General features: G+C 70.5%; 9 protein-coding genes. All 9 read right to left on the reverse strand.

The features are described from left to right. Positions 1–16: 16 nt before the first annotated feature. The 9 genes from AB0G28_RS29120 to AB0G28_RS29160 all read right to left on the reverse strand — a co-directional run bounded on the left by AB0G28_RS29120 (position 17) and on the right by AB0G28_RS29160 (position 12,810). Complete coding sequence (locus AB0G28_RS29120) at positions 17–3,961, reverse strand: ThuA domain-containing protein (RefSeq protein WP_361095820.1); 3,945 nt, start codon at positions 3,959–3,961, stop codon at positions 17–19. Beyond that, positions 3,958–4,947 carry a multicopper oxidase domain-containing protein gene (locus AB0G28_RS29125; protein ID WP_361095823.1) on the reverse strand — a complete coding sequence of 330 codons (990 nt, stop codon included), beginning with the start codon at positions 4,945–4,947 and terminating at the stop codon, positions 3,958–3,960. The genes AB0G28_RS29120 and AB0G28_RS29125 overlap by 4 nt, the downstream gene beginning before the upstream one ends. A gap of 19 nt (positions 4,948–4,966) precedes the next feature. Next, entirely contained in the window at positions 4,967–5,809 is an 843-nt protein-coding gene (locus AB0G28_RS29130; RefSeq protein ID WP_361095826.1) for a sugar phosphate isomerase/epimerase, read from the reverse strand. Between the two features lie 7 nt (positions 5,810–5,816). After that, positions 5,817–6,821, reverse strand: a complete 1,005-nt coding sequence (locus AB0G28_RS29135) for a sugar phosphate isomerase/epimerase family protein (RefSeq protein ID WP_361095829.1) — start codon at positions 6,819–6,821, stop codon at positions 5,817–5,819. 73 nt (positions 6,822–6,894) lie between these two features. Further along, positions 6,895–8,040, reverse strand: coding sequence for a Gfo/Idh/MocA family oxidoreductase (locus tag AB0G28_RS29140; protein WP_361095832.1), 1,146 nt, complete (start codon positions 8,038–8,040; stop codon positions 6,895–6,897). 28 nt (positions 8,041–8,068) lie between these two features. Next, a complete protein-coding gene (locus tag AB0G28_RS29145; protein ID WP_361095835.1) occupies positions 8,069–9,124 on the reverse strand; it encodes a substrate-binding domain-containing protein in 1,056 nt (351 codons plus the stop codon). A 16-nt stretch (positions 9,125–9,140) separates the two neighbouring features. Next, entirely contained in the window at positions 9,141–10,133 is a 993-nt protein-coding gene (locus AB0G28_RS29150; protein WP_361095838.1) for an ABC transporter permease, read from the reverse strand. Continuing rightward, the gene (locus AB0G28_RS29155; RefSeq protein WP_361095842.1) at positions 10,130–11,626 is read right to left on the reverse strand and encodes a sugar ABC transporter ATP-binding protein; all 1,497 of its coding nucleotides are present in this window, start codon (positions 11,624–11,626) and stop codon (positions 10,130–10,132) included. Before AB0G28_RS29155 ends, AB0G28_RS29150 begins: the two co-directional genes overlap by 4 nt. Next, positions 11,623–12,810 carry an ROK family transcriptional regulator gene (locus AB0G28_RS29160; protein ID WP_361095844.1) on the reverse strand — a complete coding sequence of 396 codons (1,188 nt, stop codon included), beginning with the start codon at positions 12,808–12,810 and terminating at the stop codon, positions 11,623–11,625. Before AB0G28_RS29160 ends, AB0G28_RS29155 begins: the two co-directional genes overlap by 4 nt. Positions 12,811–13,155: the final 345 nt, after the last annotated feature.

A 13,155-nucleotide genomic window follows, 5' to 3' on the forward strand; every position in this document is an offset into this window, starting at 1 on the left:
CCCGGCCCCCGTCGCGCTACAGCTGCCGCACCCGGATGTTGCGGAACTCGATCAGGTCGTTGTCGCTGTGGTTCTGCAGCCCGATGAACCCGCTGACGAACTGCCGCAGGTCGGTCGGCGGGTCACCCGCCCGCGACGACTGCCGGCCGGGCGTGTTGTCGAACTCGTTGATCACCACGCCGTTGCGGATCATCGTGTAGTGCTGCCCGACGACCTTGATCTCGTACTCGTTCCACGTCCCCTTCGGCCGCGCACCCGCCTGGTCGAGCGGGCGCGGGTCGAAGTTGTAGACCGACCCGGTCTTCTGCGGCTCGCCGGTGTCGCCGTCGTAGATCTGGATCTCGTGGCCGCAGTAGATCGCGACCCAGGCCTGCGACGTCCGCGCCGACCCGACCGTGCCGCAGCTGCCCGGTGGCCGCTGGTCCACGGGCGTCCGCGGATCCGGGAACCGGACGAACACGCCGCTGTTGGCCCGGTTCGGATCCGGCGCGATGTCCTTGAACTGCACCTTCACCGAGAAGTCGCCGTACTGCCGCTGGGCGTACCAGAGCATGCCCAGCCCGCCGGACGAGCGGATCGAGCCGTCGGGTTGCAGCGTGAACTGCCCGGAAGGCGCCTGCGCCCACCCGCGCAACGACTCCGCCGTGCCGTCGAAGATCGCGTCGTAGCCCGTCGTGCCCGGTTTCCCGATCGGCGACGCCTCCGCGGCCGCGTTCAGCTCCGCCACCTCGGCGTCGTTGAGCACCCCGAGGTCGGAGAGCGTTTCGGTGGCCTGCTCGACGTGGTTGACGAACGCCGCGTGCGTGCTCCACGTGCCTTCGTCGTCGAGGAAGTCGTCCACCGTGCAGCCGCCGCCGGCGTTGCGGTTGACCACCTTGGTGATCGAGTCGCCCAGCGTCACCACCGGGCTCGGATCGGCAACGGCGCAGCCGACGTTCACCGAGGTCCGGGTCGTCACCGCCTCGCCGTTCGCGTAGGTCACGGTCAGCTTGGCGGTGAAGAAGCCGGTGCGCGGGTAGGTGTGCCGCGGGTCGGCTTGCGTGGACACCGAGCCGTCGCCGAACTCCCAGCGGTAGGACACGCCACCGGACTTCGACCCGGTGAACGCCGCCGTCAACGCCTTGTTCTGCACCATCGTCGACGACGCCGCCGGCGCGGGCGTCGGCGCGCCACCCGTGTAGCTGATCTTGAGCAGCTTCTGGTTGGCGTCCAGGGAGAAGAACCCGTTGCCGTAGTCGAGCACGTACAGCGCGCCGTCCGGCCCGAACTTGGCGTCCATCCAGCTCTGCACCCGGGTGTCGCCCGCGCCGCCGGGGATGATCTGCCGGAACGTCTCGGCGAACACCGGCGGCTGGTGCGTCGGCACGCCCGCCGGGTCGACGGTCACCGCGACCCGGTTCTGCGAGTTGCCTTCGTCGCCGATGAACCACTTGTTGTCCCAGTACTCCGGCCACGCGACCCCGCTGCCGGTGTTCACCAGCGAGCGGTGGTACGTCGGCCCGGACATGATCGCCTGGCTGCCGCCCCGCAGGTACGGCTGGGTGTAGGTGGCGTCCGCCGCGTTGTACGTCGGGATGGACGTCCCCGGCCGCTTCGGGAAGACCGGCCCGCCGCCGTCCGGCGAGTACCAGATCATGTTGTCCTTGATCGGCGGCAGCGTCACCAGGCCGGTGTTGCGCGGCGAGGTGTTCACCGGGTGGTCGCAGTCGTACCAGCCGGTGAGCTCCGCGGCGTTCGTGCTGCTGCGGTCGCGGTAGGGCTGCCGGTTGCCCATGCAGTACGGCCAGCCGTGGTTGCCCGCCTCGGTGATGATCGTCGCCGTCTCGTACTTCGCCGGCCCGAGCTCGGGACTCGGCGACGGCGCGTCGGGGCCGACCCAGCCCGCGGTCATCCAGTCGTGCACCGGGTCGATCTGCAGCCGCGAGATGTTCCGGACGCCCATCACGTAGATCTCCGGGCGCGTCTTGTCCGCCGGCCCGTTCGGGAACAGGTTGCCCGCCGGGATCGTGTAGGTCCCGTCGGCCTCCGGGTGGATCCGCAGGATCTTGCCGTCGAGGTCGTTGGTGCTGCCCGCGGTGCGGCGCGCGTCCTGGAACGACAGGCCCTTGTAGTCGAGCGTCCAGTTGTTGCCCGAGTAGCCGTTCGAGCCGCCCGAGGAGTTGTTGTCCCCCGAGCCGATGTAGAGGTTGCCGTCCTTGTCGAACGCCATGCCGCCGCCGGCGTGGCAGCAGCTGTGGATCTGCACGTCCCAGGACAGCAGGTCCTTGCGCGTCGCCTGGTCGATGCTTTGCGCCGTGGCGTCGTAGGTGAACCGCGAGACCGTGCGCTTGCCGATCCGCTTGTCGCGATCGATCGACTCGTGCGGCATCCAGTAGGCGTACATCCAGCCGTTCTCGGCGAACTTCGGATCGAGCGTCAGCCCGAGCAGGCCCTCTTCGTTCTTGACGAGCTCGTCGCCGCTGCCGCGGTTGCCCATCACCCGCAACGTGGTGAGCAGCTTGGGTTTCCTGGTCGCCGGGTCCCACTGGTGGATCGTGCCGCAGCCGAGGCCGACGTTCGGGTCGTCCCAGCTGACCACCGGCCCGGTCGGGCAGGCCGCCTTGCCGATGTAGAACACCTTGCCGTCCGGCGCGATCGTCAGCCCGTGCGGCTCGCCGATCTGGTCCAGCTGCCCGGCCGCGTTCTTGCCGGTCAGCCGCTCGACCTTGTAGTTGGCGGCGATCCCGGCCTGGCAGTCGCCGCGGACCATGCCGGTCGTCCAGCGCAGCGCGCCGAGCAGGTGGTCGCGGAACTGCCCTTCGCCGTAGGACGCCTCGGTGCGGCCCATGCCGGTGTAGAAGGAGCGGCCGCCGTCGTAGTCGCGGCACCACGAGATCGGGTGGAACGCGCCGTTCGCGCCGACGCCGGGGTTGTAGCCCTTCTCCTCGACCTGGGCGACCGTGTGAACGGTGCCGACCGGGTTGTTCTCCCAGTTGAGCCAGCGGTCCGTGCGCGTCCAGTTCTGCGGCAGCCCCTTGGTGGCGGGGTGCTGGGCGTCGAGGACGTCGACGACCGCCTGCTGCGGGGCCGGCTCGGGTGGCGGCGGGGTCGTCGAGGTGTCCTTGAACAGCTTGAGGTCGGCGAGCTGGATGATCGGCTCACCGGCGTTCGCGGTGATGTTCAGCCGGTAGTTCGGGTAGGCCGTGGTGTTGGCGAACGTGAACGTCCGGGTCTGGAACGGCTCGGTGAACGTCTCGTTCGCCCGCGTGTCCAGGTCGGTCCAGGTGCTGCCGTCCGCGGAGCCCTGCAGGGTCCAGTTCTTCGGGTTCCGGCCCGGGAAGTCGTTCGCCGACGTCAGCGAGTAGCTGCTGATCGCGACGGGCGTGGCCATCTTGTAGGCGGCCCAGCCGGTCGTCGCGAACGTCAGCCACTTCGTGTTTTCGTTGTTGTCGGCCAGTTTTTCCTTGGTCTCGTTCGGCGGGTTCTCCCCGCTCGCGGTCACCGCCGCCACGGCCTCGGGCGTGGGGCGTGCCCCGACCGGGCGGGCCCCGATCAGGCCGGTGAACCACTGCGACGAGTCCTGCGCGCGGGCCGCGTCGGAGATGCCGAGGAACCCGCCGCCCGCCTTCATGTACGCCTGCAGCGCGCCCTCCTGGTCGCGGTTGAGCGTGACGCCCTGCGCGGACAGGAACACCACCCCGCGGTAGCGCGCGAGGTTCAGCGGGTTGAACACCGCCGGATCCTGCGAGGCGGTGACCGTGATGCCGTTGTCACCACCCAGCCGGGCGATCGCGTCCGCCGCGCGCAGCACCGGGTCCTTCTGATCGGCGGCCGCGCCGTGGAAGACGAGCACGTTCACCGGCACGTTCGCCGAGGGAGCCGCCGCGGCCACGGGCATCGCCATCAGCGGAGCCCCGGCCGCCAGGACCGAACCGATGGCGAGCACGACCGCAGCGCGTTTTCCGAACCAACGTCGTTTCATAGCTCCCCTCCTGCGTGCGTCCGGGAATCGGGGTTCATGTCGTGCCCGGTGTGGCCGTGCTGCTTGAACCGGTCGATCGCGTCCTGGGCGCCGTCCGGCATGCCGCCGTCGGCGTTGCGGACCAGGAAGAGGCCCACCATCCCGCCGTCGGAATGGGTCTGGACGTGGCAGTGGTACATCCACGCCCCCGGCCCCGCGCCTTCCCCGGCGATCACCTGGAAGCCGAACGAGCTGCCGGGGTCCAGGTTCTTGTTGTCGACGATGGCAGCGTTGTCATCGGCGCCGCGGAGCATCCCGGTGCGGGTGTCGGCCCAGCGGTGCCCGTGCAGGTGGAACGTGTGCGGCAGGCTGCCGTACCCGATGCAGACCCACTCGACGCGCTCGCCGAGGCGCGCCTCGAGGATCGGTGTGCCGGGCGCCATCTCGTGGTTGATCATCATTTCGTTGAACACGACGGTGTACTGCCGGCTCGGCAGCAGGTCGCCGCGCTTGCGCACGATCAGCCCGCCGTAGAGGCCGCGCGCAAGGCCGGCGGTGCCGTGGTCGGTACCCATGGCGTGGTCGTGGTAATGCCAGTACCCGGCGCTGCCCGGCATCCAGAACCCGCCGCCGGCGTCGTACCGGGTCCGGGTGCGCCAGGTGTAGGTGCGTGTCTCGCCCGGTTTGTTGAAGGAGGCGTTGAGCGGGGCGCCGTCCGACGCGGTGTCGTAGGTGACGCCGTGCGGGTGGATCGACAGCCGCTGGTCGGTCCGGTTGACCAGTTCGATCTCGAGGGTGTCGCCCTCGTAGATCTCCAGCAGCGGCCCGGGGATCGTGGCCTTGCCCGGCTCGAGGCCGTAGCCGTACCGGCCGCCGGGCAGGGCTTCGGCATAAAGGGTGAGCTGGCGGGTCAGGCCCGCGGCCGACGCCGCCGGAGCCACCCCGACCGCGGGCGCGAGCACGCCCGCGGCGGTTCCGGCCAGCATCGACCGACGTGACAATCGCATTCCGGTTCCCCCGGGGCTCTCAGAACCGCACGGTGCGGAGGTATTCGAACCCGACCTTCGCCGTGTTCAGCGGGTCGGCGGGCTGGTCGTGCTCGACGATGTACTCGGCGATGGTGTGGCAGGACGCGGCGAAGATGCGTGGGAAGCCGATCACGCCGGTGCCCGGGTCGGTCATCTGCCCGTCCGCGGTCATGTCCTTGACGTGGTACTGCCGCACGCGCGGGAAGTGCTGCCGGAACAGCCGGACGGGGTCGGCGCCGCCGGTCACCGCCCAGAACAGGTCGATCTCCAGGTGCACGAGCCGCTTGTCCGTCTTCGCGGTCAGGACGTCGTAGGGCAGCACGCCGCCGATCGGGGCGAATTCGTGGGCGTGGTTGTGGTAACCGAGCGGGATCCCGGCCTTCTTGAAGGCGGCCGCGGCGGCGTTGAGCCGCCCGGCGAAGGCCTCCCACTCCGCGATGGTGGCGAAATTCACGTACGGCACGTTGGCGCGGGTGTTGCCGAGGATCTTCGCGTCGGCGATGGCCTGGTTCAGGTCGCCGTCGATGCCGACGTGCGTCGAGGACGCCTTGAGGTGGCAGCGGTCGAGGATGGCGCGGAACTCGGTCGCGCTGCGGCCGTACGTCCCGGCCAGCTCGACCTTGCGGTAGCCGATGTCGGCCAGCGCGGAGAGCGTGCCTTCCGGGTCGTTCTGCAGCAGCGACCGCAGGGAGTAGAGCTGGATGCTGATCTTCTCGAGCGGGATCCGGCGCCGGGCCGTGGCGGCGTCCGCGACGCTGGGGAGGGCGACCGTCGCGAGCGCCGCGGTGGCGACGCCGAGCATGGTCCGCCTGGAGAGAGACTGAGCATGTTCACCGCACATGAAACCCTCATCTCTGGTTGCTGAAAGCCGCGTCGAAAGCCGCCGACGGCTGGTCGAACAGGTGCTCGCGGACGTACTTCACCGCCTCCGCCGCGCCACGGAGCCGGTCCATCCCGGCGTCTTCCCACTCCACCGAGATCGGGCCGGAGTAGCCGATCGAGTTCAGCGCCCGGAAGCAGTCCTCCCACGGGACGTCGCCGTGCCCGACGGACACGAAGTCCCAGCCCCGCCGCGGGTCCGCCCAGGCCAGGTGCGAGCCGAGCCGCCCGTTGCGGCCGTCGAAGCGCTTGCGGGTGTCCTTGCAGTCGACGTGGTAGATCCGGTCGGCGAAGTCGAGGATGAACCCGACCGGGTCGAGGTCCTGCCAGACGAAGTGCGACGGATCCCAGTTCAGTCCGAACGCCGGCCGGTGGCCTACGGCTTCGAGCGCGCGCTGGGTCGTCCAGTAGTCGTAGGCGATCTCCGACGGGTGGACCTCGTGCGCGAACCGGACGCCGGCCTCGTCGAAGACGTCCAGGATCGGGTGCCAGCGGCGGGCGAAGTCCGCGTAGCCGTCATCGATGTCATCGCGCGTGACCGGCGGAAACATCGCCACGTACTTCCAGGTCTTCGACCCCGTGAAGCCGATGACGGTGTCGACGCCGAGCTTCGCCGCCGCCCGCGCGGTGTCGGCCATCTCGGCCGCCGCGCGCTGCCGGACGCCCTCGGGTTCGCCGTCGCCCCAGATGCGGGACGGCAGGATGGCCTGGTGCCGGTGGTCGATCGGATCGTCGCAGACGGCTTGCCCGACGAGGTGGTTCGAGATCGCCCACACCTTGAGGCCGTGGTCGGCGAGCAGCCGCAGCCGTCCCGGCACGTAGTCCTCTTCGGACAGTGCCCGGTCGACTTCGAAGTGGTCGCCCGAGCAGGCGATTTCCAGCCCGTCGTAGCCCCATTCCGAAGCGAGCTTGCAGACCTCGGTGAACGGCAGGTCGGCCCACTGGCCGGTGAACAACGTGACGGGACGGCTCATGCGCGCACCTCGCTGACCTTCGGTGCGGCCTGAGCCAAAAGCGCAGTGTTGAATGATTCGCTCGCAAGCTCTCTCATGTCTCCTCCACCGACGTCCAGTTCGCTTCTTCGGCCGCACTCTGCTCGACGGCGGCCAGCACCCGCTGGACGCGCAGGCCGTCGTCGAAGCCCGGCTCGGGGTCGGTGCCCGCGCCGATGGCGTCGAGCAGGTCGGCGACCTCGTGGGTGAACGTGTGCTCGTAGCCGAGCAGGTGCCCCGGCGGCCACCACACGCCGACATACGGGTGCTGCGGCTCGGTGACGAGGATCCGGCGGAACCCGGCCTCGGTGCCGGCGCCCTCGTACCACTGGAGTTCGTTCATCGACTCGAAGTCGAACGCCAGGCTCGCCTTCGACCCGTTGACCTCCAGCCGCATCGCGTTCTTGCGGCCCAGCGCGAACCGGGTCGCTTCGAAGGTCGCGACCGCTCCCCCGGAGAGCCGGGCCAGGAACAACGCGGTGTCGTCGACCGTCACGTCGTCCGTACCGCCGCTCTCGGCCGGCCGCTGCTTGACGAAGGTGTTCGTCAGCGCCGAGACGCCGGTGATCACCTCGCCGGTGACGAACTGGGCTGCGTCCACGATGTGCGCGCCCAGGTCGCCCAGCGCGCCCGACCCGGCGGACTCCTTGCGCAGCCGCCACGTCATCGGCGCCTGCGGGTCGGACAGCCAGTCCTGCAGGTACACCGACCGCACGTGCCGGATCTCGCCGAGCGCCCCACTCGCCACGAGGTTCCGGGCGTGCGCGAGCGCGGGCACCCGGCGGTAGTTGAACGCGACCATGGCCCGCACCCCGCGTTCCCGGGCCCGCCGCGCCGCTTCGGCCATCGCTTCGGCTTCGGCGACCGAGTTGGCCAGGGGTTTCTCGCACAGGACGTGCTTCCCGGCGTCCAGTGCGGCGATCGCGATCTCCGCGTGGCTGTCGCCGGGCGTGCAGACGTCCACCAGGCCGACGTCGTCCCGGCCGACGAGCTTCCGCCAGTCGGTCTCGACGTCCTCCCAGCCGAACTTCTCCGCGGCGGCCTTGGCCCGGGCCTCGTCCCGGCCGCCGAGGACGGCGAGCCTCGGCACCAGCGGCGGGTCGAAGAACCGGTGCACGCTGCGCCAGGCGTGCGAATGCACCGCACCCATGAACGCGTGACCCACCATGCCGATCCCGATCGTTTCCCGTCCCGGGCTCATACCCCTCCTTCGGTTTCGGTGCCGGTGGTCAGGAATCGAAGCCGACGTCGAGGTACTGGTCGACGTTCTCCTTCGTGACCACTGCCGAGTACGTGGTGATCTCGGCCGGGATGTCGTGCTCGGCCAGGTCGCCGATCCCCTTGCCCTGCCCGAGCAGCCGGGCCAGCGCGACCGCCGTCGAGGCCATCGACGGGCTGTAGAGCACGGTCGCCTTGATCGGCGACGAGTCGGCCTTGATCAGGTTCATCATGTTCTTCGAGCCGGCGCCGCCGACCATGATGAACTCCTTGCGGTTCGCGGTGTCGATCGCCGCGTTGACGCCGATGCCCTGGTCGTCGTCGTGGTTCCAGAGGGCGTCCAGCTTGGGTGCGCCCTGGAGCAGGTTCGCCGTCTGCTGCTCACCCGACTCCGACGTGAACTGCGCCGACACGCGCGGGCCGACCTGGAACCCGGCCCGGCCCAGCGCGTCCTTGAAGCCCTTGCTGCGTTCCTGGGTCAGCGGCAGCGAGTCGATCCCGGCGACCTCGCCGATGACCGGGTTGGCGACGTTCTTCTTCTTGAGCTCCGCGGCGATGTAGTTGCCCGCGTTGACGCCCATCCGGTAGTTGTCGCCGCCGATCCAGGTTCTGTACGCCAGCGGGGTGTCGAAGACGCGGTCGAGGTTGATCACCGGGATGCCGGCGTCCATCGCCTGCTGGCCGACCGCGGTGAGCGCCTTGCCGTCGAAGGGCAGGATCACCAGGACGTCGACCTTGGCGTTGATCAGCGTCTCCACCTGGGAGATCTGCTGGTTGACGTCGTTGGTGCCCTCGGTGGCGTTGAACTTCACCTCGCTGAACTTCTGCGCCTGGGCCTTGGCGTTCTTGGTGATCGCCGCGATCCAGCCGTGGTCGGCGGCCGGCGCGGAGAAGCCGATGGTGATCGGCTTGCCCGGCTGGGCGTTGTTGCCCGCGTTGGCGACCGGCGCGTTCGACTCCGAGTTCGCGGGCGTGTTCGAGGTGCAGCCGGCCAGCAGCGCCCCGGCGCCGACCGCGGCCCCGCCCAGCAGGAACCCCCGGCGGCCGAGGAAGGGTTGTTCGGTCATGACGGCCTCCTGGTGGCTAGGTCTTGGACTTGCGGGACCGGAACTGCAAGAGCACGGCGAGCACGATGATCACGCCCTTGGCGATGTTCTGGATGTCGGTGTCCAGGTTGTTCAGCGTGAAGATGTTCGACAGCACCGTGAAGATCAGCACGCCGACGAGGGTGCCGATGAGCGAGCCGCGGCCGCCGGTCAGCAGCGTGCCGCCGATGACCACAGCGGCGATCGCGTCGAGCTCGTAGAACATGCCGTTGGTCGACGCACCCGCCGTCGTCCGCGCGACGACCATGAGCGCGGCGATCCCGCAGCAGAGCCCGGCCACGCCGTAGACGAGCGCGAGGTGGCGCTTGACGTTGATGCCGGCCAGCCGCGACGCTTCGGCGTTGCCGCCCACCGCGTATGTCCGGCGGCCGAAGGTGGTGCGGTTGAGCACGACCCAGCCGACCGCGAAGACCAGCGCGAACAGCCAGATCAGCGTCGGGATCCCGAGGAAGCCGCCCCGGAAGAAGGCGAGGAAGTCCTGGTCGGCGACGACCTGGGTGCGCCGGCCGCTGATCCGCTCGGCGAGCCCGCGTGCCGAGACGTACATCGCGAGCGTGGCGATGAACGGCACGACCTTGCCGTAGGCGACGAGCACGCCGTTGATCAGCCCGCAGCCGAGGCCGACGGCCAGTCCACAGAGGACCATCACGAACGGCCCGTACGACTGCGTCGCCAGCGTCGTCAGCCAGACGCCGGCCAGGCCGACCATCGAGCCGACCGACAGGTCGATGCCGCCGCTGATGATCACGAACGTCATCCCGACGCTGACCACGCCGATCGCCGCGGCCAGCCGCAGGATCGTCGAGATGTTGCTTTCGGTGAAGAACAGCTCGGGCCGGGTGAACTGGCCGACCAGGCACAGGATCACGAGCACGCCGGCCAGGCCGAGCAACCGTGGGTCGGCGGAGAAGGCGAACCGCTTCCGTTCGGCGGGCAGCGCTTCCTGGGGCGGTGCCTGGGTTTCGGTCATGCCGCGCTCCCCTCGAGAATCACGTCGAGCACCTCGGCCTCGGTCAGCCCGGCGGAGCGCCGGTCGGCGAGGACGCGGCCCTCGCGCAGCACCAGCACCCGGTCGGCCAGCCCGAGCACCTCGGGGATTTCACTGGACACCAGCACGATCGCCACGCCGGTCGCGGCCAGCTCGTCGATCAGCCGGTACAGCTCGGCGCGGGCACCGACGTCGACGCCGCGCGTCGGCTCGTCGAGCAGCAGCACCCGGCACCCGCGGACCAGCCACCGCGCGAGCACGGCCTTCTGCTGGTTGCCGCCGGACAGCGTGCGGACGATCCGCCGCGGGTCGGCGGGCCGCAGGTCGAGGCGGCGCAGGCTCGCGCCGGCGTCGTCCAGTTCCTTGGCGCGCTCGGTGAACCCGAGCTTCGCGTACCGGCCGAGGCTGGCCAGGGTCACGTTGTGCACCACCGGGAGATCCAGCAGCAGGCCCTGGCTCTTGCGTTCCTCCGGCGCAAGGCCGATGCCCGCCTTGACGGCCGCCCGGACGCCGGGGGCGAGCGGTTTCCCCTGCACCGTCACGGTTCCGCGGTCGGCCTTGCGGGCGCCGAAGATCGTCTCCAGCAGTTCGCTGCGGCCGGAGCCGACCAGGCCGGCGATGCCGACGACCTCGCCGGCGTGGACGGTGAAGCTCACGTCCTCGAACTCGCCCTGCCGGGTGAGGTTCTCCACGGCGAGCGCGGTCTCCGGCCGGGCGTGGCCGTCGTGGCGCGGGCCGAAGACGGTCTCGACCTTGCGCCCGGCCATCAGCGCGACCAGGTCGGCGGTCGGCGTCGCGGCGGCGTCGAGGCCGGTGCCGACGGTCCGGCCGTCCTTCAGCACGGTCACCCGGTGCCCGATCCGGCGGAGTTCCTCCAGGCGGTGGGAGATGTAGACGACCGCGACGCCGTCGGCGGTCAGCTCGCCGACGATCCGGAAGAGGTTGTCGACCTCCTCGCCGGCCAGCGCGGCGGTGGGTTCGTCCATCACGAGCAGCCGGGCGTCGTGGGCCAGGGCGCGGGCCATCGAGACGAGCTGCTGCCCGGCGGCCGAGAGCTTGCCGACCTCGGTCGACGGCCGGATGTCCGGGTGGCCGAGCCGCGCCATCAGGCGGGCGGCCTCGGCGCGGGCCTGGGAGATCCGCGTGAACCCGAAGCGGGCGCGCTCGTGGCCGAGGAAGATGTTGTCCGCCACCGAAAGCCCGGGCACGAGGTCGAGCTCCTGGTACAGGGTGGCGATGCCCAGGCGCAGGGCGTCGACCGGCGACCCGAGCGTCACCGGTTCGCCTTGCCAGGTGATCTCGCCGGTGTCGGGCTGGTGCGCGCCGGACAGCACCTTGATCAGCGTCGACTTCCCGGCACCGTTCTGGCCGAGCAGGCAGTGCACCTCGCCGGGTTCGACGTCGAGGTCGACGCCGTCGAGGGCCCGCACCCCCGGGAACGTCTTCACGATGCCGCGGACGGACAGCAGGGTCATACCGTGGCCTCCTCGACGAGCGCCGGGTTCGCGAACAACCGCTCGGCCGCCAGGTGCGCGGCGCCCCGCAGCGGCGCGTGCAGGCCGAGACCGGACGGCACGACCCGGGCCTGGCCGAGCGGCCGGGCGGCGAGCTCGACGCGGACCGGTTCGACCAGCCACTCCCCCAGTTCGGCGAAGTAGCCGCCGAGCACGACGACGTCGGGGTCGAGCACATCGACCACCGTCGACAGTGCGACGCCCAGTGCGACGCCGAGTTCGTGGACCGCGGTGGCGGCACGCTGGTCGCCGAGCCGGATGCGGTCCTTCAGCAGGGTGACGCGGGCTCCGACGCCGGGGGCGGGATCGTGCAGCGGGTCACCCGGCGGGGCGGCCGCACGCAGGACCGCGGCCAGGTTCGCCTTCGTCTCCAGGCAGCCCGTCCGGCCGCAGGAACACCGCTCACCGGACGGGTCGACGGCGATGTGTCCGACCTCGCCCGCGAAACCGCGCGCGCCCCGCAGGATCGTGCCGCCGGAGACGAACCCGCCACCGACGGCCGTCCCGCCGCCGAGGTAGAACAGCTCGGTCCCGGTGCCCGCGACCGACTCGGCGAGCGCGCCGAGGTTGGCGTCGTTGTCCACGGCCACGACGTCGACCGGGACGGCCAGCCGGGCCGCCAGGAGCCCGGCGATCTCCGCGTCGCGCCAGCGCAGGGCCGGCGCGAACCGCAGCACGGCGGCGGCCGAGTCGACCAGCCCGGGCACGGAGATCGCGACCCCGGCCGGTGGACCGGGCAGCACCCGGGCGGCGAGGCGGGCGAGTTCGTCCATCGCCCCGGCGAGCCCGAGCGCGGCGACGTCGGCGGCTTCGGCCCACTCGGCCAGGGTCCGGCCGGACAGGTCGGTGGCCAGCGCCGAGAGCCGGTCGGTCTCGATGCGCAGAGCCAGCGCGTAGGTGTCTTCGCCGTGCAGTTCGACCAGCCGGCTCGGCCGCCCGTTGCCCGGGAGGACCCCGGCGGGCCGGACCAGGCCGCGGCCGGCGAGTTCGGTGAGCAGCCCGGGCACCGCGGACTTCGCGATCCCGCAGCGGGCCGCCAGCTGGGTGCGCGAGAGGGGGCCGGTGCGCAGCGCCCGCAGGACCGCGGCCAGGTTCGCCGTACGCGGGCTCGCCGAGCCGGCTTGGCTCGTTCCGGTGACGGCCACGGTGCCCCCATCTTGCGCTGGCTACTGAACGCACTTTGTCGCTCAGGCAGCGAAAGTAGGGTGACTGGCATCACTCGTCAAGGTGACAACGGCGCGTTAAGTCGGGTTTTCACCCGGATAGACGTGCGAAACCGGACAGACTTTCGCTCGCCGCGTGCAAAAGTCTGTCCAATCTTGGCATTACACTGTGGACGCGTTCAGCAACGCTCCGTCAACCCACGCCCTGCCGCAGCGAGCGTCGCGAATGACTCATTCGGGACAAGTGGGGTAGACAAATTTTAAAATAAGAACAGCGGGGGGGGGGGCGAGGGCCCCCCACAGAGGGGAAGGGAAAACCCGAGCGGG

The sequence above is a fragment of the Amycolatopsis sp. NPDC021455 genome, assembly GCF_040640995.1.
Taxonomy (GTDB): domain Bacteria; phylum Actinomycetota; class Actinomycetes; order Mycobacteriales; family Pseudonocardiaceae; genus Amycolatopsis.

Coding starts and splice junctions, on each gene's coding strand:
- AB0G28_RS29120 (WP_361095820.1), bottom strand. CDS start 3,961: ATGAAACGACGTTGGTTCGGAAAACGCGCTGCGGTCGTGCTCGCCATC.
- AB0G28_RS29125 (WP_361095823.1), bottom strand. CDS start 4,947: ATGCGATTGTCACGTCGGTCGATGCTGGCCGGAACCGCCGCGGGCGTG.
- AB0G28_RS29130 (WP_361095826.1), bottom strand. CDS start 5,809: ATGTGCGGTGAACATGCTCAGTCTCTCTCCAGGCGGACCATGCTCGGC.
- AB0G28_RS29135 (WP_361095829.1), bottom strand. CDS start 6,821: ATGAGCCGTCCCGTCACGTTGTTCACCGGCCAGTGGGCCGACCTGCCG.
- AB0G28_RS29140 (WP_361095832.1), bottom strand. CDS start 8,040: ATGAGCCCGGGACGGGAAACGATCGGGATCGGCATGGTGGGTCACGCG.
- AB0G28_RS29145 (WP_361095835.1), bottom strand. CDS start 9,124: ATGACCGAACAACCCTTCCTCGGCCGCCGGGGGTTCCTGCTGGGCGGG.
- AB0G28_RS29150 (WP_361095838.1), bottom strand. CDS start 10,133: ATGACCGAAACCCAGGCACCGCCCCAGGAAGCGCTGCCCGCCGAACGG.
- AB0G28_RS29155 (WP_361095842.1), bottom strand. CDS start 11,626: ATGACCCTGCTGTCCGTCCGCGGCATCGTGAAGACGTTCCCGGGGGTG.